We start from the raw sequence: 17575 nt of genomic DNA, 5'->3' as shown, positions 1-17575 counted from the left end.
GCCTTCGTCGTTCCAGGGCAGCGACCGGCCTACTCGCGCGACGCCGGGTCGACAGCGTCGTCGGCGCGCCGAGGAACCACGTGACGAGCAGCACGGTGAGGGCACCCGCGCACAGCACCCGGCGACGACCGCCGTGGTGATCGCTGTGACGACCATCACGGCCGCGGCGGTCCGCATCGGGTCCATGGGGTCGGAGCCGACGGCGGCGAGGAGTAGCATCTGCGGAGTTAGCACAGGCTGGCCTAATAACGCGCGGCCTGAACGATCGGTTCCCGTACCCCTGCTCCAGGACTCGGGACGTCCCGGAGGGTCAGGATCCGTGTTCGCGAACTTCCTCATCGGTCTGCGCGAGGGGCTCGAGGCGTCGCTCGTCGTCTCCATCCTCGTCGCGTACCTGGTCAAGACCGGGCGCCGCGACCTGCTCCCGGCGCTGTGGTCCGGCGTCGGCGTGGCCGTGCTGGTCTCCCTCGGCTTCGGCGCGGCGCTCACGTTCGGCCCCCAAGGGCTGTCGTTCGAGGCGCAGGAGGCGATCGGCGGCACGCTCTCGATCCTCGCCGTCGGGCTCATCACCTGGATGATCTTCTGGATGGGTCGCACGGCGCGGCACCTCAAGGCGGACCTGCAGCACAAGCTCGACGACGCGATCGCCGCAGGCCGGTGGGCCGTCGTCGTCATGGCGATGCTCGCCGTCGGGCGCGAGGGGCTCGAGACCGCGCTGTTCCTGTGGGCCGGCGCCCAGGCGACCGGGGCGACCACCCGGCCCCTGCTGGGCGCCGTGCTCGGCATCGCCGTCGCGGTCGGGCTCGCGTGGGCCGTCTACCGTGGGGCGCTCCGCCTGAACCTGCGGCTCTTCTTCGCCTGGACCGGGCTGTTCCTCATCGTGGTCGCCGCGGGCGTGCTCTCCTACGGGGTCCACGACCTCCAGGAGGCGGGCATCCTGCCGGGGCTGGGCAACCTGGCGTTCGACGTGTCGGCGCAGGTCCCGCCGTCGAGCTGGTACGGCACGGTGCTCAAGGGCGTCTTCAACTTCTCGCCCGCCACGACCTGGCTCGAGCTCGCGGCCTGGTGGCTCTACCTGCTGCCCACCCTGTTCTTCTTCGTCCGGACCGTGTGGTTCGGGCCGTCCCCCGGCGCACCGGCGAAGCCCGCGCCCGTACCCGTCACGAACACCGCACCTCTCGGAGGAGACCGATGACCCGCACCCCGGCCCCGCGCGCAGCCGCGCCGCTGCTTGCCGCCGTCCTGCTCGTCCCCCTCGCGGCCTGCACGCCGAACGACCCGGCGGGTGCGACGAGCCCCGGGGCAGACGGGCCGACGGCGCTCACGGTGAGCTCGACGGACGACGCGTGCGACGTGTCGGCGGCCGAGGCGCCGTCGGGCCACCTGGTGTTCTCGGTGACGAACGACGGGAGCCGGGTCACGGAGTTCTACCTGCTCGCCGAGGACGGCCTGCGCATCGTGTCCGAGGTCGAGAACATCGGCCCCGGCATCACCCGCGACCTGGTCCTCACCGCGAAGCCCGGCTCGTACGTCACGGCGTGCAAGCCGGGCATGGTCGGAGACGGCATCCGGGCCGACTTCACGGTCACGGACTCGGGCGCCGTCGTCGAGCCGACGGGCGAGGTCGCCGACCAGGTCCAGGCCGCGGCGACCAACTACGTCGCGTACGTCAAGGACCAGACCGAGCAGCTCCTCACGGGGACCCAGGAGTTCGTCGACGCCTACGCGGCGGGCGACGACGACGCGGCGCGCGAGCTCTACGCCCCGGTCCGCGTGCACTGGGAGCGGATCGAGCCGGTCGCGGAGTCGTTCGGCGACCTCGACCCGCGCATGGACCTGCGCGAGGCCGACCTCGAGGCGGGTCAGGAGTGGACGGGCTGGCACCTGCTGGAGAAGGACCTGTGGCCGCCGGCCCCGGACGCGAACGGCGGCGCGGAGTACGCCCCGCTCACCGACGCGCAGCGTGCACAGTACGCCGACCTGCTGCTCGCCGACACGCAGGAGCTCTACGACCGCACGCACGAGGCGTCCTTCGCCGAGCAGATCGACGCCGCCGCGATCGGCAACGGGGCCAAGGGTCTGCTCGACGAGGTCGCCACGGGCAAGGTCACGGGCGAGGAGGAGATCTGGTCGCACACCGACCTGTGGGACTTCCAGGCGAACGTCGACGGCGCGAAGGTCGCGTACGACGGCCTGCGCGACGTCGTCCTCGCGAAGGACGCCGACCTCGCCGACGACCTCGACGCCCGGTTCGCCGCGCTCCAGGAGGAGCTCGACCGGTACCGCGACGGCGACGGGTTCGTGCTCTACACCGACCTCACGGCCGAGCAGGTGAAGACGCTCGCCGACGGCGTCGACGCGCTGAGCGAGCCGCTGTCGCAGCTCACCGCCGCGGTCGTCCTCTGACCATGGACGTGAGCGTGCGATGACCCAGCCCGAGACGCCCGTGCCAGGGGAGCCCGCCGGGCCCCGGACCCCGGAGGGCGGGTCGCCCGAGCCGCAGGGCGCGTCGCCGCGCCTCTCCCGTCGCTCCCTCCTGGGCGCGGCGGGCGCGGGACTGCTCGCGGCCGGGGCCGCGGGCGGGTTCGCGGCGGCCCGTGCGACGGACGCGCCCTCGGGCCCGACGGCGGCCGTCGGGCCGGACGACGTCGTCCCGTTCGCGGGTGCGCACCAGGCGGGCGTCGCGACGCCCGCGCAGGACCGGCTCCACTTCGCCACGTGGGACCTCACGACGACGTCGCGCGACGACCTGGTCGCGCTGCTGACGGCGTGGACCGCCGCGGCGGCGCGCATGACGCGCGGCCTGCCGGCGGGCACGTTCGGGCCGGTGTCCGGGCCCTACGACGCGCCGCCCGACGACACCGGGGAGGCGCAGGAGCTGCCCGCGTCGAACCTCACCCTGACGTTCGGGTTCGGGCCGTCGCTGTTCCGCACGGTCGACGGCGTCGACCGGTTCGGGCTCGACGGGCGTCGGCCCGCGCTGCTCCAGGACCTGCCGCACTTCCCGGCGGACGCGCTCGAGGAGGCGCGCTGCGGGGGAGACCTCGCGGTCCAGGCATGCGCCGACGACCCGCAGGTCGCGGTGCACGCGATCCGTAACCTCGCACGCCTGGCGTTCGGGACCGCGAGCGTCCGGTGGAGCCAGCTCGGGTACGGCCGCACGTCGTCGACGTCCACCGCGCAGGCGACGCCGCGCAACCTGTTCGGGTTCAAGGACGGCACGGCGAACGTCAAGGCCGAGGAGAGCGAGGCGTTGGACGAGCACGTGTGGGTCGCGCCCGGCGACGACCCGGCGGCGGACTGGCTCGCCGGTGGGTCCTTCCTCGTCGCCCGGCGTATCCGCATGACCATCGAGACGTGGGACCGGGCGCCCCTGCGCGAGCAGGAGGCGATCGTCGGGCGCACCAAGGGTTCGGGTGCGCCGCTCTCCGGCGGCGACGAGTTCACCGAGCCCGACTTCACGGTCACGGGCCGCGGCGACGAGCCGCTCATCGATCCGTCGGCGCACGTCGCGCTCGCGCACCCCACGCGCAACGCCGGGGCGCGGATGCTGCGCCGCGGCTACAACTACACCGACGGCTCGGACGGCCTCGGGCGCCTCGACGCCGGGCTCTTCTTCCTCGCCTACGTACGTGACCCCGCGACGCAGTACGTCCCGATGCAGACGACCCTGTCGCGCGACGACCCCATGATGGAGTACCTGCGCCACACGGGCTCGGGGATCTGGGCCGTCCCGGCGGGCGTCCGCGACGACGCCGGCCTCCTCGACGGCACGAGCACCGCGTTCATCGGCCAGGAGCTCTTCGCGTGACCGGCGCCGTGCGAGTCCGCGCGACGAGGGCGGTGGTCGTCGGGTCACGTGCTCGTGAGCGTTCGGGCCGCGGACGGGACCGATAGGGTCGCGAGGACACCGCTCACGGTGTCGGTGCCGTCGGAGCTCGGTACCGCCCTGACCCCCCTGTGCAGTGAACGGAGGCTCCCATGCCGGGCTCGACGGACGTCCTCGCCGCGCTCTCGGATGCTGTGGGCGCAGAGCGGGCGGAGCAGCTGCTGGCCCGGTTCGAGCGGAACTCGAACCAGCCCAACGCGGTCAAGGGCGCCTCGCGGCTCCCGAGCGATCCCGCGCTGGAGCGAGCTGCCCTGCGGGTGTTCGAGGACCCGGACGTCGGGGCGGCCGCCGGCCTCGACGCGTCGAGCCTCGCGGGTGCCCTCGACGCGCGGGCGCTCTGGGCGCTCCTCGCGCTCGCGGCCCGGGCGGACGTGACCGTCCTCGACCGGCTCCCGGCGGAGACCGCCGAGCGGGGTGCTCCGAAGGTCGCGACGATCCGCCGGGCCGTCGCGAAGCACGCGGCGGCGTCGGGGTCCGCGCCTTCGTCCCCTGCTGCCCCCAGCTCGCCGCCTGCGCCCGCCGGGGACGACGTCCCCGTGCTCCCCGAGAAGCTGGCTCAGGTGGGGAGGTGGCTCGCCGGGCATCCTGGCGCGGATGCCCGGTGGTTCGCTGCACGCCCGGGGCAGCGGGCGGCCGAGCGGCGGGTCGCCCTCCGGGCGCTGGGGAGCATCGCCACCCCGGCGGCGCTCGAGGTGCTCGCCGGGTACGCGCGCGACGGCTATCCCGACGTCGAGCTCGCGGAGCTGCACCGCGCGTGGGGGAGGTTCGACCGGCGGGAGTTCGCCGCGGCGATGTTCCGCCCCGGGGATGCCATCCTCCAGCTTGGTGCGTGCTCGACCGTCGAGGGCATCGGCGCGGTGCAGGGACTCACGGGCCTCGGCATGGTCCTCGTCGAGCGCGCGGACCTCGCGCCGTTGGCGGAGTGCATCGAGCTCCGGCGGCTGCACGTGAACGTCACTGGTGGACCCGGCATCACGGGCGTCGAGGCGCTGGCGCAGCTGCCCGCGCTCACGGAGCTGCGCCTGGTCGGTACGACCCGGGGTGCCGACCTCACCGCGCTGCGAGACACCGCCGTCGAGCGGCTGTCGCTGAGCCTCGACGGCGCCGACGGCGCGTTCCTCACAGGGCTGCCGCGGCTCAGGTCGCTCAAGCTCTCGGGCGGGTCGGCTCCTGAGGATGCCCGGTACGGCGACGAGGATGGTCCTGCACCGCTGCCCGCGCACCCCGGGCTCGTCGACGTGGTGCTGCGGCTGGTCGCCGACGGCGTCCAGGTGGTCGCCCACTCCCATGAGCGTTCCTGGGTGTCGCGGCTGACGGCCGCGGTCCCGTCCGACGTCTTCGTCGTCGAGCGCAGCGGCTACGTGGGCCTGACCCGTGACGGGTCGGACGTGGACGCCCTGGGGAGGAGGCTGTTCTCGAACGTCGTGCCGTGACGGGCGGTCGCGGACCTACGACGTGCTGACGTGCACGTGGTCGAAGTGGTTCGCGGTCGTGCCGCCGCGGTCCTCCATGCCGGACCACGCGCTCGCGGGGTCTCCGGCCATCCAGATCTGCTGCTGGTAGATGAGGTAGGTGATCCCGAGCGCCCCGGCGTTGGCCTGGAGGTAGCGGGCGATCTCCCAGCCCGTCTCGCCCGTGATCATGATGTCCAGGGCGCGGCCCGTGCCGTGGTCGCCGCTGTCGCCCGGCCGGATCCCGCCGTAGGAGGTCACCTGCGGGAAGATCGCGCACACCGCCCGGTAGACCGCTCGGGCGTTGGACCGGAGCGACGACTCGATCCCGGAGCTCACCGAGCACGCGGCGTCGGAGATCCCGCTCGCGCCCGACCCGCCGCTCGCGGTGGTCGCCGCCGGAGCCTCGGGCTGGGAGTCCGCGAGGAAGCTCGACTTGATCCAGGCCGCCGCGCCGCCCCACACGACCTGGCTCCACTCGCCCTCGGTCGCCCCGGTGACGTCGACGGCGGTGGCGAACGCGGCGGTCGCGACACGCTCGGCGTCGGCCGACGGCCCGGTGCGGACGTTGACGGCGTCGGTCGTCCAGAGCTGACCGATGGCGGCGGGGACGACCGGGGCCGGCGGGGCGGCCTCGGCGGCCGGCACGACCGTGATCTGCGCCGCCGTCTCGACGAGCGGGGACTCTTGCGTCGCGGCGGGCGGAGCGACGCGCGCGGCGGACCGGCTGGCGGCACCGGTGCCGCGCTCCACGGTCGACCCGGCTGTCGGCTCGACGCTCAGCGGCGCGAGGTCAGGGTTGCCCTCGGCGGGCTGGGGGCCCGCGCCGACCACGCCTGCGCCGAGCAGCCCGACCAGAGCGAGCGCCGGGAGCTTGAGGGCGCGTGCCGGGAGTGCCGGGAGAGCGGGCAGGGCCGGGAGCCGGAACGCGCGCGCGGGCGCTGCGGGGGCTGCGCTGTGGCGGCCTCGGGACATGGTGCGCTCCGGTTCGTTCGTGGTCAGGACCGCGCCCATGTAACCAAACCGTGATCTACAAAGTCCAGCCCGGATCCCGCGTAGCAGGTCAGGGACTCATGAGCGGGAGCGCTGAGTCGCACCACCGGCAGTCGTTGGACGGCCGGACGCCCGGTTCCTAGGCTGGAGGGCATGACCGTTCCCTCTGTCCCGACCGTGACGCTCAACTCCGGGCACACCATCCCCCAGCTCGGCTTCGGCGTCTTCCTCGTACCGCCGGACGAGGCCGAGAAGGCCGTGAGCGAGGCCCTCGAGGTCGGCTACCGCCACCTCGACACGGCCGCGATCTACCGCAACGAGGAGGGCGTCGGCGCCGCGATCGCGAAGAGCGGCGTCGCGCGCGACGAGCTGTTCGTCACGACGAAGCTCTGGAACGACCGTCAGTCCGGCGAGCAGCCGCACGACGCGATCCGCGAGAGCCTCGACAAGCTCGGCCTCGAGTTCGTCGACCTCTACCTCACGCACTGGCCGGCGCCCGCCCAGGACCAGTACACGAACGCGTGGGCCAAGCTCATCGAGATCCGTGACGCCGGCCTGGCGCGCTCGATCGGCGTCTCGAACCACCTGCCCGAGCACCTCGACCGGATCGTCGCGGACACGGGCGTGGTTCCCGCCGTCGACCAGATCGAGCTGCACCCGGCCTACCAGCAGCGCGACGTGCTCGCGTGGGCCGACGCGAACGGCACGAAGATCGAGGCCTGGGGCCCGCTCGGCCAGGGCAAGTACCCGCTGTTCGAGCGGCAGGCCGTCGTCGACGCCGCGACCGCCCACGGGGTGACCCCCGCGCAGGCGGTCCTGCGCTGGCACCTGCAGCGCGGCTTCATCGTGTTCCCCAAGTCGTCGCGCAAGGAGCGCATGGCGGAGAACTTCGACCTCTTCGGGTTCGAGCTCACCGCCGACGAGGTCGCCGCGATCGACGCCCTCGACACGGGCGACGGCTCGGGCCGCGTGAGCGCGCACCCGTCCGAGGTCAACTGACCCGCTAGCCCGCGGCCCCCGCGGGCACTCGCAGCACGACGAGGGGCGCCGTCCGTCCGGACGGCGCCCCTCGTCGTGCGTTGGGGGAGACCCGGTCAGCCGCAGTCGTCGCAGATGCCCGTCGCGGGCAGCACCGTGAAGCACGTGGGGCACACGGCCGGCGGCTTCTCGGGCTCGGACGCGCGCGGCGTCGTCGTGCGCCGGGGCGTGCGGGGAGCGGTCGTGGCCTTCGCCGCGGTCCGGCGCGCGGGCACCGGCGCCGCGGGCGCGGCGCCGGGTACGTCGAACCCGCGCTTGCGCAGCAGGTCGGCGACGCCGACGGGGCTGTTGCGGAACTCCTCGGCCGTCGCCACGCGCCCGGTCGCGTACCGGTGCGCGACGCCGAGGATCGCCTGGGCGTCGTACGCCCGGTCCTCGTGGAGGAGCGGCGTGCCCGGGGTCGCCGTGAACCCGTAGACCCCGAGGAACGCGTCCCGGCCCCGGTCGTCCCAGTCCGCGATCGCCTGGAGGATGTGCTGCCGGGTCACTGCCGAGAAGGTTGCCACGGCACGAGCCTAGACCGCCGCGGCGGGCGGCCCGGACGGCCCGTGCGTGACCTTCGGCACGGGGTCCGGGGCGCTCGCCGCGGCACGACCGTCAGGGGACGGTGTAGCCCGCGGCGCGGAACAGCTCGTACCACTCGGCGCGCGTGAGCGGCACCTCCGAGCCGAGGGCCGCGCCGGCGACGCGCTCCGGGCTCGTCGTGCCCAGCACGACCTGCATCCGTGCCGGGTGCCGCGTGATCCAGGCGGTGGCGATCGCGATGGGCGGCACGTCGTAGCGGGCGGCGAGACGGTCGATCACGGCGTTGAGCTCGGGGTACTTCTCCGAACCCAGGAAGACGCCGGTGAAGAACCCCGCCTGGAACGGCGACCACGCCTGGACCGTGATGTCGTGCAGGCGGCAGTAGTCGAGGATCCCGCTGTCGCGGCTGATCGACTGGTCCAGCCCCTGCATGTTCGACGCGACCCCCTGCGCGACGATCGGCGCGTGCGTGATCGAGAGCTGGAGCTGGTTCGCGACGATCGGCTGCTCCACGTACCGGCGCAGCAGCTCGATCTGGCCCGGCGTGTGGTTGGACACCCCGAACGCGCGCACCTTGCCCGCGGCGTGCAGGTCGGCGAACGCGCGCGCGACCTCCTCGGGCTCGACGAGGGCGTCGGGCCGGTGCAGCAGGAGGATGTCGAGGTAGTCCGTGCGCAGCGCGTCGAGCGAGCCCTCGACCGAGGCGACGAGGTGCTCGTACGAGTAGTCGAAGTACGGGCCCTCGCGCACGATCCCGGCCTTGGACTGGATGACCCACTCCGTGCGCTCGGCGGCGGAGAGGTCGAGCGCCTCGGCGAAGCGGCGCTCGCAGCCGTGCAGGTCGGTGCCGTACACGTCGGCGTGGTCGAGGAACGTGATGCCGGCGTCGCGGGCGGTGCGCACGAGCGTGCGGACCTCGTCGTCGGTCTTGTCCTGGATGCGCATGAGGCCGAGGACGACGTTCGGCACGACGAGGTCGGTGGCGGGCAGGGTGAAGGTCTTCATCGGTGGAGCTCCTTCGCGGGGGTTGGTGGGTTCCGGCAGGTCGTCACGCGGCGGAGAGCCGCGCGACCTCCTCCGGGGTCAGGACGAGGTCGGCGGCGGCGGCGGAGTCACGGATCGACTCCGGCCGCGAGGCGCCGGGGATGGGGATCACGACGGGTGCGAGCGCGAGCTCCCACGCGAGCGTGACCTGGTAGACGCTCACGCCGTGCGCGTCGGCGACCTCCTGGAAGACGGCGTGGCGTGCGCCGAGCTCCGCGGCGTTCGCGATGCCGCCGAGCGGGCTCCACGGCAGGAACGCGACGCCGAGCGCCGCGCAGTGGTCGAGCTCGCCCTGGCTCGACCGGAAGCGGGGCGAGAACTGGTTCTGTACCGAAGCCAGGCGCCCGTCGAGGAGCTGGTGCGCGAGGTCGATCTGGCCCACGTCGGCGTTGGAGATCCCGGCGAGCTGGATCACGCCCTCGTCGAGCAGCTCGACGAGCGCGCCGACCGAGTCCGCGTACGGGACTTCGGGGTCGGGGCGGTGGAACTGGTACAGCCCGATCGCGTCGACCCCGAGCCGGCGCGCGGACTCCTTCGCGGCCTGCTTGAGGTAGGTCGGGTCGCCGTTGCGCGTCCAGGAGCCGTCGCCGGGGCGCAGGTGGCCGCCCTTGGTCGCGACGAGGACGTCGGAGGTGTCGCGGCCGGAGGAGCGCAGCGCGCGGGCGATGAGCTCCTCGTTGTGCCCGACCTCGTCGGCGTGCAGGTGGTAGGCGTCGGCCGTGTCGATCAGCGTGACGCCGGCGTCGAGCGCGGCGTGGACCGTCGCGACGGAGCGGGCCTCGTCCGGTCGCCCCTCGATCGACATCGGCATGCCGCCGAGACCGATCGCGGAGACCGTCCGGGATCCGAGAGTGCGCTGCTGCATGGGGGACTTCCTCACGGTTCAGGGGTAGGAAGGGGGACGTCGCCCGCCTGCGAGGGCGGGGCGCCGGGCGGTGCGAGACGACCGACCGGGACTGCTCGAGCCTAGGAAGCGATAACCTAGAAGTCCAACAACTAGTAGTTGTCATATAGAGAAGTGTGAGTGGTCAATGGATCTTCGTCAGATGGAGTACCTCGTCGCGCTCGCGGACGAGCGCCAGTTCACCCGGGCCGCCCAGCTCGTCGGCGTCTCGCAGTCGGGCCTGTCCGCCGCGGTCCGCAGCCTCGAGGAGGAGCTCGGCGCGAGCCTGTTCACGCGGACGACGCGCCGCGTCGAGCCCACCGAGGCGGGCCTGGCGCTGCTGCCGCACGCACGGTCCATGCTCGCGCAGGCGGCCGCCGGTCGCGACGCGGTCGTCCGCGCGACGCGCGCCCTGTCCGGCTCGCTGCGCGTCGGGTCGGAGCAGTGCCTCGGCGTCCTCGACGTCACCACGCTGCTCGAGCGCTTCCACCGCCGCTACCCGCAGGTGGAGATCCACTTCGCACAGGCCGGCTCCCACGACCTGCTCGCGCGCGTGCGCGAGGGCGACCTCGACGTCGCGTTCGTCGCGACCACCGAGCACCTGGGCTCGCTGTCGCAGACCGTGCTGGGCAGCGAGCCGCTCGTGCTCGTGTGCGCGCCGGAGCACCCGCTCGCCACGCGCGGCCGGGTCGACTGGGCCGACCTCTCCGGCCAGGAGTTCGTCGACTTCGACCCGTCCTGGGGCGCGCGCCCCGTCAACGACGCGACGTGCGCGGCGCACGGCGTCCACCGGCGCGTGCGCTGCTCGGTCAACGACGTGCACACGCTCCTCGAGCTCGTCGACCGCGGCCTCGGCATCGCCCTCGTGCCCCGCCACGTCGCCGCGAAGCCGCAGGCCGAGCGCCTCGTCACGCTCGCGCTGCCGGAGGGCGGCGCACCGAGCTGGGTCGTCTCCGTCGTGACCGGGCGCTGGGACAGCACGGCGTCCGCCGCGCCCCAGCTCCTGGAGCTCCTCGCCGACGCCCCCGCGTGCCGCGGGGTGGAGGTGGCGCGACCCGACGGCGAGCCGGTGGGCGTCGAGGTCGCGGCGGAGGTGCGGTGACCGCCCCGGCGGGCACCGACGCGCCGCTCTTCCCGCTCCGCAGCGTCGTCCTCGGCGCGTTCGTCCCGACGCTCGTCCTCGAGATCGGCATCGGCGCGATGCTGCCCGTCGTCGCGGTCACCGCGACCGGGCGCGGCGCGAGCCTCACGGTCGCGGGTCTCGTCGCCGCGCTCGTCCCGATCGGCAAGATCCTGTTCGACCTCCCGGCCGGGGCCCTCGCCCAGCGGCTCGGCGACCGCGCGGCGATGCTCCTCGCGGGCGGCGTCGCAGCAGCCGCCTTCACGACGATCGCGCTCACGCCGAGCCTGGGGGGCCTCGCCGCGGGCGTGCTCGCGCTCGGGGCGTCGACCGCCGTCTTCAACCTCGCCCGGCAGGCGTACCTCACGGAGATCACCCCGCCCCTGCGGCGGGCTCGCGTCCTGTCCACGCTCGCGGGCGTGCACCGCATCGGCCTGTTCCTCGGCCCGTTCGCCGGGGCCGCCGTCATCGCGGCGACGGACGTGCGGGGCGCGTACTGGCTCGGTGCCGGGTCGGCGCTCGCCGCGGTGGCGGTGCTCACCGTCGTGCGCCCGGACGCCAGCGAGCGTGACGGTCGGGCCCGGTCCCGGGCGAGCCGCGCCGCGGGCGGCCCGCGCGTCACGATCGCCGCCGTCGCGCGCGAGCACCGGCGCCTCTTCGCGACGCTCGGCGTCGCGATCCTCCTCGTGAGCGCGGTCCGCGGGGCGCGCCAGACCGTCATCCCGCTCTGGGGCGAGCACCTCGGGCTGGACGCGGAGGTGACGTCGCTGATCTTCGGCGTCTCCGGCGCGCTGGACATGCTGCTGTTCTACCCGGCGGGCAAGGTCATGGACCGGTTCGGGCGCCTGTGGGTCGCCGTGCCGTCGATGCTCACCATGGCCTTCGGCCTCGCGCTGCTGCCCTTCGCCCACACCGTCGCCGCGGTGACGGTCGTCGCGGCGCTGCTCGGCGTCGGCAACGGGATGGGGTCGGGCATCGTCATGACGCTCGGGGCCGACGTCGCGCCCCCGGACGTGCGCCCGACCTTCCTCAGCGTGTGGCGGCTCTTCCAGGACACCGGCGACGCGCTCGGGCCCCTCGTGCTCTCGGCGGGGGCCGCCCTCGGGTCGCTCGCGGCGGGCGTCTGGGCGACGTCGCTCCTCGGCGCGGGTTCCGCGGCGGCTCTCGCGCGCTGGGTACCCCGCTACTCGCCGCTCGCGAACCTCGTGCCGCCGCGCGCCCGGCAAAAGGCCGTGCGCGTGCCGTCGGACGCGCCCTAGCGTGGCGGGATGTCGAGCGACCCCGCACCCCCCGACCCGTTCCCCAACCCGTTCGACCACCAGGTGACCAAGGACGGTCGCGTCCGGGTCGCGCGCGGCGGGCGCGTCGTCGTCACCGTCGCAGGGGCGGCGGCCGACCGGCTCGTCGCGGCCCTGGAGCGGGCCGAGGCGCGCGACGACGAGGGCGAGGTCCAGCTCCTGCTCGCCCGGGCGACGGGAAACTACCGGCGGGGCAACGAGAAGCGCGCCCACCGGCCGTGACGCAGGTCACGCGCGGGCATGTCACGTACGCCCCGCGGCGCGCGTCTGGATGGTCGACCCCGCGCACGACCGGCGCGCACCGCGCCGGCTGACGGAAGGAGACCCTCGTGGCCCGCATCTCGCTCGACCCGCCCCGGACCCTGCTCAACCGCACTCTCGCCGCGCTCTCACGGCGCCGGTACGGCGCCGTGCTCGAGCCGCTCGCCGCCGTCGGGCACAACCCGCGCGTCGCGACGACGTACTGCGTCCTCGAGGCCGGCGTCGCGCGCTGGCGGACGCTCGACCCGACGCTGTCGGCGCTCGCGGTCATGGCGTCCGCGGTGCAGATCGGCTGCTCGTGGTGCGTCGACTTCGGCTACTGGGAGTCGGAGCACGGGGACGTCGACCCCCGCAAGCTCCACGACGTGCCCGCGTGGCGCGAGAGCGACGCGTACACCGCCGTCGAGCGGCGCGTGCTCGAGTACGCCGAGGCCGCCACCGCGACCCCGCCGACGGTGACGGACGAGCTCGCGGCCGCGCTGGTCGACGACCTGGGCGAGCCCGCGTTCGTCGAGCTCACCGCCTTCGTGGCGCTGGAGAACCTGCGCAGCCGGATCAACGCCGCCCTCGGCCTGTCCAGCCAGGGCTTCAGCGACCGGTGCGAGGTCCCGCTCGGCGGCGGGCTGCGCACCGCGGGCACGGCTGGCAGGCTGGCCGGGTGAGCGAGAGCGCCGCGCACGTCGAGCCGTTCGCGGCACACCGCCGTCTGCTCTTCGCGGTCGCGTACGAGATGACGGGCTCTGCCGCGGACGCCGAGGACGTGGTCCAGGAGGCCTGGCTGCGCTGGTCGTCGGCGGACCGGTCCGGCGTCCTGGACCCGCGCGCGTACCTCGTGCGCGTCACGACCCGGCTCGCGCTCGACCGGCTGCGCACGCTGCGGACGCGACGCGAGACGTACGTGGGGTCGTGGCTGCCCGACCCGCTCCTCACGACGCCGGACGCCGCGCTGCAGGTGGAGCGCGCGGAGGACGTGTCGATGGCGCTGCTCGTCGTGCTGGAGACGCTGAGCCCGCTCGAGCGTGCCGTGTTCGTGCTGCGCGAGGTGTTCGACGTCCCCTACGACGAGATCGCCGAGGGCCTCGACCGCTCGCCCGAGGCCGTGCGCCAGACCGCGCACCGCGCGCGCGAGCACGTGCGGGCGCGGCGCCCGCGGTTCACGCCGCCCGACGACGCGCAGCGCGCCGCCGTCGAGCGGTTCATGGCCGCGTGCGCGACGGGCGACACGACCGCGCTCGTCGAGGTCCTCGCGCCGGACGTCGTCGTGGTGAGCGACGGCGGCGGCAAGGCGCGCGCGGCGCTGCGGCCGGTCACGGGCGCGGACAAGGTGGCGCGGATGCTCGTGGGCCTGTCGGCGAAGCCCGAGACGACCGCGATGGCGTTCGAGCCCGCGCTCGTGAACGGCGCGCTGGGCGGCGTGTGGACGGTCGGCGGGGAGCCCGCCATGGCCGCGACCGTCGAGTACGACGGCGAGCGCGTCGTGCGCGTCCTGCTCTTCCGGAACCCGGAGCGGCTCGCCGGGCTCAGACGAGCGTGAGGACGCCGAGCACCCCGACCGCGACGGCCAGCACGAGCGAGACCGCGATGAGCACGACGTGCACCGTGAGGAAGCGGGTCGCGCGGCCGTCGGCGTCGCGCGAGCGGGGATCCTTGGCGATGCGCTGGAGGAAGCGCGGCCAGATGAGCAGGTTCCACGCGGCGGCGACGAGCAGGAGGACGGACCAGGCGACGGGGAGCTCCACGCGTCGAGCATGACAGCGGAGAGCGGCGTGCCGGGACGGGGGAGCGGCGCGGGGTGTGTGGGATCGACCACATCGACGACGAGCAGTAGGTGAGGCTAACCTTGCCTTCGGTCGCCGTGGTCGCGGGGCCGTCGTCCGCCCGGGAGGCCCGGGCCGCACCCGAGGAGCCGCTGATGGCCACCTTCACGATGGTCAAGCCCGCCGACCCGCACGTCGTCACGCTGAGCGTGGTGGGCACCAAGCGGGTGAGCCCGAACGTCGTGCGGGTGACCCTCGGCGGCGAGGACCTGGACCACTTCACGCCCATGGGCTTCGACCAGTGGTTCCGGCTGTTCCTCGCCCGCGACGACCAGGACTCCCTGCGCCTGCCCACGCGCACCTCCGGCCTGTGGTACGTCCAGTACCTCGCGACGCCCAAGGCGCGCCGGCCCTGGGTCCGCAACTACACGGTGCGTGCAGCGCGGCCCGACCTGCGCGAGATCGACGTCGACTTCGTCGTGCACGGCGACGCCGGACCCGCGTCGTCGTTCGCGCTGTCCGCCCAGCCGGGGGACCGTGTCGGGGTGCTCGACCAGGGGGTCGGGTACAACCCGCGCGTCCCGCACGACTGGACCCTCGTCGTCGCCGACGAGACCGGGCTGCCCGCCGTCGCGGGCATCTGCGAGTCGCTGCCCGACGACGCGCGCGGCCTCGCGATCGTCGAGATCCCCGAGGCGGCGGACGCGCAGGAGTTCCGCGTCCCGGCCGGGGTCGAGCTCCGCTGGGTCGTGCGGGAGGGTGCGGCGCCCGCGGGCGCCGACCCGCACGAGCTCCTGCCCGGCGCGCTGGCGCTCGAGGCCGTCCGGTCGGCCGACCTGCCCTCCGGGCCCGTCTACGCCTACGCGGTGGGCGAGTCGACCCTCGCGACCGGGGTGCGCCGCCACCTCGTCAACGACCGCGGCGTGCCCAAGACGCACGTCGACTTCGTCGGGTACTGGCGCCACGGGCACGCCGCGTCGTCCTGAGCGGACCGGCCGCGCGTCGTCGGGCGGGGTCCGGGTGGCCGGGCGAGCGGCCGCCTCGGTCAGACCTTGCGGAGCTGCTTGAACATCGGGCAGTCGAACGGGTCGCGCGCCGAGAGGCCGACGCGGTTGAGGTAGCGGATCACGATCCCGTAGGACTGCACGAGGCTCGTCTCCGTGTACGGCAGACCGAGGTTCGCGCAGTGCTCGCGCACGATCTCGCGCGCCCGCGCGAGGTGGGGGCGCGGCATGCTCGGGAAGAGGTGGTGCTCGATCTGGAAGTTGAGCCCGCCCATGAGGACGTTCATCCACCAGCCGCCGCGGATGTTGCGCGACGTGAGGACCTGCTTCGACAGGAAGTCGATCTTCGTGTTCTCGGGGATGATCGCCATGCCCTTGTGGTTCGGCGCGAACGACGCCCCCATGTAGACGCCGAACACGGCGAGCTGCACGCCGAGGAACGCGAACGCCATGCCCAGCGGCAGGAACCAGAAGATCGCGCCCACGTAGAGCGACAGGCGCAGCGTGAGGATCACGAGCTCGACGACCCGGGCCCGGACGTTGCCGCGCGTCCGGCCGCCCGCGAGGAGCGAGCGGTACGCCTGGACGTGCAGGTTGAGGCCCTCGAGCGTGAGCAGCGGGAAGAACAGCCACCCCTGGTAGCGGTTGATGACGGAGCGGAAGCCCTTCGCGGCGGCGGCGTCCTCGTCGAGGAAGACGACGACGTCCGGGGCGATGTCCGGGTCCTTGCCGCGCTGGTTGGGGTTCGCGTGGTGGCGGGTGTGCTTGTTCATCCACCACGAGTGGCTGATCCCCACGACGCCGTTCGCGAGGATGCGTCCCAGACGGTCGTTCGCCGGGCCCGACGTGAAGACCTGCCGGTGCGACGCCTCGTGGGCGACGAACGCGAACTGGGTGAAGATCAGGCCGAGCGCCCCGGCGATCAGGAGCTGGAACCACGAGTCGCCGAGGAGGACGAAGCCGGCGACGGCACCGCCGAGCGCGAGCGTCAGCACGGCGAGGGTCCACAGGTAGTAGCCGTGCGTGCGGTGGAGCAGGCCGGCGTCGCGCACGGTGCGCGACAGTGCGCTGTACGTGCTGGTGACGGCGCCCGGCTCGTCGGTGCGGGGACGGGTGGCCCGGAAGCCCGGGCGCACTGCGGCAGAGGTCATGTGCGGCCTCGCAGGGTGTCGGTGTCGACTTCCCAGCCGCGGAGGTGAGCGGGTGCTCGTGCTGCAGATGGCCCCACCCTACGGGACCGTAGGTTGCGCACGCGAGCGCGGGTCGTGAAGAAGTCGCGCAGGAGCCGGCGGAGGCGTGGCGTCGTCAGGCGGCGAAGCGGAACGTCTGGCGGTACTCCGTCGGCGTGATGCCGACCGCGCGCCGGAAGTGGTGGCGCAGGAGCGCCGCCGACCCGAACCCGCTGCGCCGCGCGACCTCCTCGAGGTCCAGCGTCGACTCCTCGAGCAGGGACTGCGCGTGCCCCACGCGCTGCGACGTGAGCCACGCGAGCGGCGTCGTGCCCGTCTGGGCGACGAACGCGCGCGCGAACGTGCGCTCCGACGTGTGGGCGCGGCGCGCCAGGTCCCGCACCGTCAGCGGCTCGTCGAGGTGCTCGGTCATCCACTCCAGCAGCTCGGCGAACGAGTCCTCCTCGCACGCCGGGACCGGGCGCTCGATGAACTGGCGCTGCCCGCCGTCGCGCTGGGGCGGCACGACCATGCGCCGCGCGATCGTGTTCGCGACCTTGGCCCCGAGCTCGCGCCGCACGAGGTGGAGGCACGCGTCGATCCCCGCAGCGGTCCCGGCGCTCGTGACGAGGTTGCCGTCGTCGACGAACAGCACGTCCGGGTCGATGTCCAGGCTCGGGTACTGGCGGCGCAGCTCCTCGGCGTGCATCCAGTGGGTCGTGACCCGCCGACCTTCGATCACTCCGGCCGCGGCGAGCACGAAGACGCCGGAGCACACGCTGAGCAGCAGCGCGCCGCGCTCGGACGCGCGCCGGACGGCGTCGAGCACCTCGGGCGGGTAGTGCGAGCCGATGCGGATCGCCGGGACGATGAGGAGGTCGACGTCGTCCGTCGCGTCGAGCCCGTGGTCGGGGACGACCTGCGCGCCGACCGACGTGCGCACGGGTCGCCCGGCGACCGGTCCGCACACGCGGAAGTCGAACCGTGGGACACCGTCCTCGCTCCGGTCGAGGCCGAACACCTCGCACACGACGCCGAACTCGAACGGGGCCAGGCCGTCGCACACGACGGCCGCGACGGAGTGCACCATGCACGGCACGCTACGCCCGTGGCGGGATCTTGTCGAGAGGTGTCAGTCCTGCC

The 17575-nt window shown here is 74.0% G+C and carries 18 protein-coding genes; 11 read left to right on the top strand and 7 right to left on the bottom strand.

The genetic code is table 11. The features are described 5' to 3' along the window. Positions 1 to 319 precede the first annotated feature (319 nt). The 4 genes from efeU to NF338_RS10100 all read left to right on the top strand — a co-directional run bounded on the left by efeU (position 320) and on the right by NF338_RS10100 (position 5322). The gene (efeU, locus tag NF338_RS10115; RefSeq protein WP_264030652.1) at positions 320 to 1195 is read left to right on the top strand and encodes an iron uptake transporter permease EfeU; all 876 of its coding nucleotides are present in this window, start codon (positions 320 to 322) and stop codon (positions 1193 to 1195) included. Further along, a complete protein-coding gene (efeO, locus tag NF338_RS10110) occupies positions 1192 to 2406 on the top strand; it encodes an iron uptake system protein EfeO (protein ID WP_264030651.1) in 1215 nt (404 codons plus the stop codon). Before efeU ends, efeO begins: the two co-directional genes overlap by 4 nt. A gap of 19 nt (positions 2407 to 2425) precedes the next feature. Beyond that, positions 2426 to 3811: an iron uptake transporter deferrochelatase/peroxidase subunit gene (gene efeB, locus NF338_RS10105; protein ID WP_264030650.1), complete on the top strand. Its 1386-nt coding sequence runs from the start codon at positions 2426 to 2428 to the stop codon at positions 3809 to 3811. Between the two features lie 170 nt (positions 3812 to 3981). Next, positions 3982 to 5322, top strand: a complete 1341-nt coding sequence (locus tag NF338_RS10100) for a hypothetical protein (RefSeq protein WP_264030649.1) — start codon at positions 3982 to 3984, stop codon at positions 5320 to 5322. Positions 5323 to 5337: 15 nt separating this feature from the next. On the opposite strand, the gene NF338_RS10095 is transcribed toward NF338_RS10100, so the two are convergent. Beyond that, the gene (locus NF338_RS10095; protein WP_264030648.1) at positions 5338 to 6354 is read right to left on the bottom strand and encodes an SH3 domain-containing protein; all 1017 of its coding nucleotides are present in this window, start codon (positions 6352 to 6354) and stop codon (positions 5338 to 5340) included. A gap of 132 nt (positions 6355 to 6486) precedes the next feature. Between NF338_RS10095 and NF338_RS10090 the strand changes: the two genes are divergently transcribed. Continuing rightward, entirely contained in the window at positions 6487 to 7332 is an 846-nt protein-coding gene (locus NF338_RS10090) for an aldo/keto reductase (RefSeq protein WP_264030647.1), read from the top strand. A 95-nt stretch (positions 7333 to 7427) separates the two neighbouring features. On the opposite strand, the gene NF338_RS10085 is transcribed toward NF338_RS10090, so the two are convergent. The 3 genes from NF338_RS10085 to NF338_RS10075 form a co-directional block, all read right to left on the bottom strand. Then, the gene (locus NF338_RS10085; RefSeq protein ID WP_264030646.1) at positions 7428 to 7877 is read right to left on the bottom strand and encodes a hypothetical protein; all 450 of its coding nucleotides are present in this window, start codon (positions 7875 to 7877) and stop codon (positions 7428 to 7430) included. Positions 7878 to 7968: 91 nt separating this feature from the next. Next, complete coding sequence (locus NF338_RS10080) at positions 7969 to 8901, bottom strand: aldo/keto reductase (protein WP_264030645.1); 933 nt, start codon at positions 8899 to 8901, stop codon at positions 7969 to 7971. 43 nt (positions 8902 to 8944) lie between these two features. Further along, positions 8945 to 9805: an aldo/keto reductase gene (locus tag NF338_RS10075; RefSeq protein WP_264030644.1), complete on the bottom strand. Its 861-nt coding sequence runs from the start codon at positions 9803 to 9805 to the stop codon at positions 8945 to 8947. A 166-nt stretch (positions 9806 to 9971) separates the two neighbouring features. On the opposite strand from NF338_RS10075, the gene NF338_RS10070 reads away from it, so the two are divergent. The 5 genes from NF338_RS10070 (at position 9972) to NF338_RS10050 (ending at position 14036) form a co-directional block, all read left to right on the top strand. Further along, complete coding sequence (locus NF338_RS10070) at positions 9972 to 10925, top strand: LysR family transcriptional regulator (protein ID WP_264030643.1); 954 nt, start codon at positions 9972 to 9974, stop codon at positions 10923 to 10925. Beyond that, positions 10922 to 12202: an MFS transporter gene (locus NF338_RS10065; protein WP_264030642.1), complete on the top strand. Its 1281-nt coding sequence runs from the start codon at positions 10922 to 10924 to the stop codon at positions 12200 to 12202. The genes NF338_RS10070 and NF338_RS10065 overlap by 4 nt, the downstream gene beginning before the upstream one ends. Before the next feature lie 9 nt (positions 12203 to 12211). Next, positions 12212 to 12463: a hypothetical protein gene (locus tag NF338_RS10060; protein ID WP_264030641.1), complete on the top strand. Its 252-nt coding sequence runs from the start codon at positions 12212 to 12214 to the stop codon at positions 12461 to 12463. A 107-nt stretch (positions 12464 to 12570) separates the two neighbouring features. Beyond that, positions 12571 to 13164 (top strand): carboxymuconolactone decarboxylase family protein, encoded by a 594-nt coding sequence (locus NF338_RS10055; RefSeq protein WP_264030640.1) that lies wholly within the window; start codon positions 12571 to 12573, stop codon positions 13162 to 13164. After that, complete coding sequence (locus NF338_RS10050; protein WP_264030639.1) at positions 13161 to 14036, top strand: RNA polymerase sigma-70 factor; 876 nt, start codon at positions 13161 to 13163, stop codon at positions 14034 to 14036. Before NF338_RS10055 ends, NF338_RS10050 begins: the two co-directional genes overlap by 4 nt. Here NF338_RS10050 and NF338_RS10045 read toward each other — a convergent pair. Beyond that, positions 14023 to 14241, bottom strand: a complete 219-nt coding sequence (locus NF338_RS10045; RefSeq protein WP_264030638.1) for an SCO4848 family membrane protein — start codon at positions 14239 to 14241, stop codon at positions 14023 to 14025. The genes NF338_RS10050 and NF338_RS10045 overlap by 14 nt on opposite strands. Positions 14242 to 14414: 173 nt before the next feature. Between NF338_RS10045 and NF338_RS10040 the strand changes: the two genes are divergently transcribed. After that, on the top strand, positions 14415 to 15245 hold the full coding sequence (locus tag NF338_RS10040; protein WP_264030637.1) for a siderophore-interacting protein: 831 nt from the start codon (positions 14415 to 14417) through the stop codon (positions 15243 to 15245). A gap of 59 nt (positions 15246 to 15304) precedes the next feature. On the opposite strand, the gene NF338_RS10035 is transcribed toward NF338_RS10040, so the two are convergent. Then, positions 15305 to 16414 (bottom strand): fatty acid desaturase family protein, encoded by a 1110-nt coding sequence (locus NF338_RS10035; protein WP_264030636.1) that lies wholly within the window; start codon positions 16412 to 16414, stop codon positions 15305 to 15307. Positions 16415 to 16568: 154 nt separating this feature from the next. Continuing rightward, entirely contained in the window at positions 16569 to 17522 is a 954-nt protein-coding gene (locus NF338_RS10030; protein ID WP_264030635.1) for a helix-turn-helix domain-containing protein, read from the bottom strand. Positions 17523 to 17575: the final 53 nt, after the last annotated feature.

The organism is Cellulosimicrobium sp. SH8, assembly GCF_025818875.1.
Classification (GTDB): Bacteria; Actinomycetota; Actinomycetes; order Actinomycetales; family Cellulomonadaceae; genus Cellulosimicrobium; species Cellulosimicrobium cellulans_D.
Note: the sequence above shows the minus strand (reverse complement) of the source record. Positions and strands in the feature narration are given on the sequence as shown.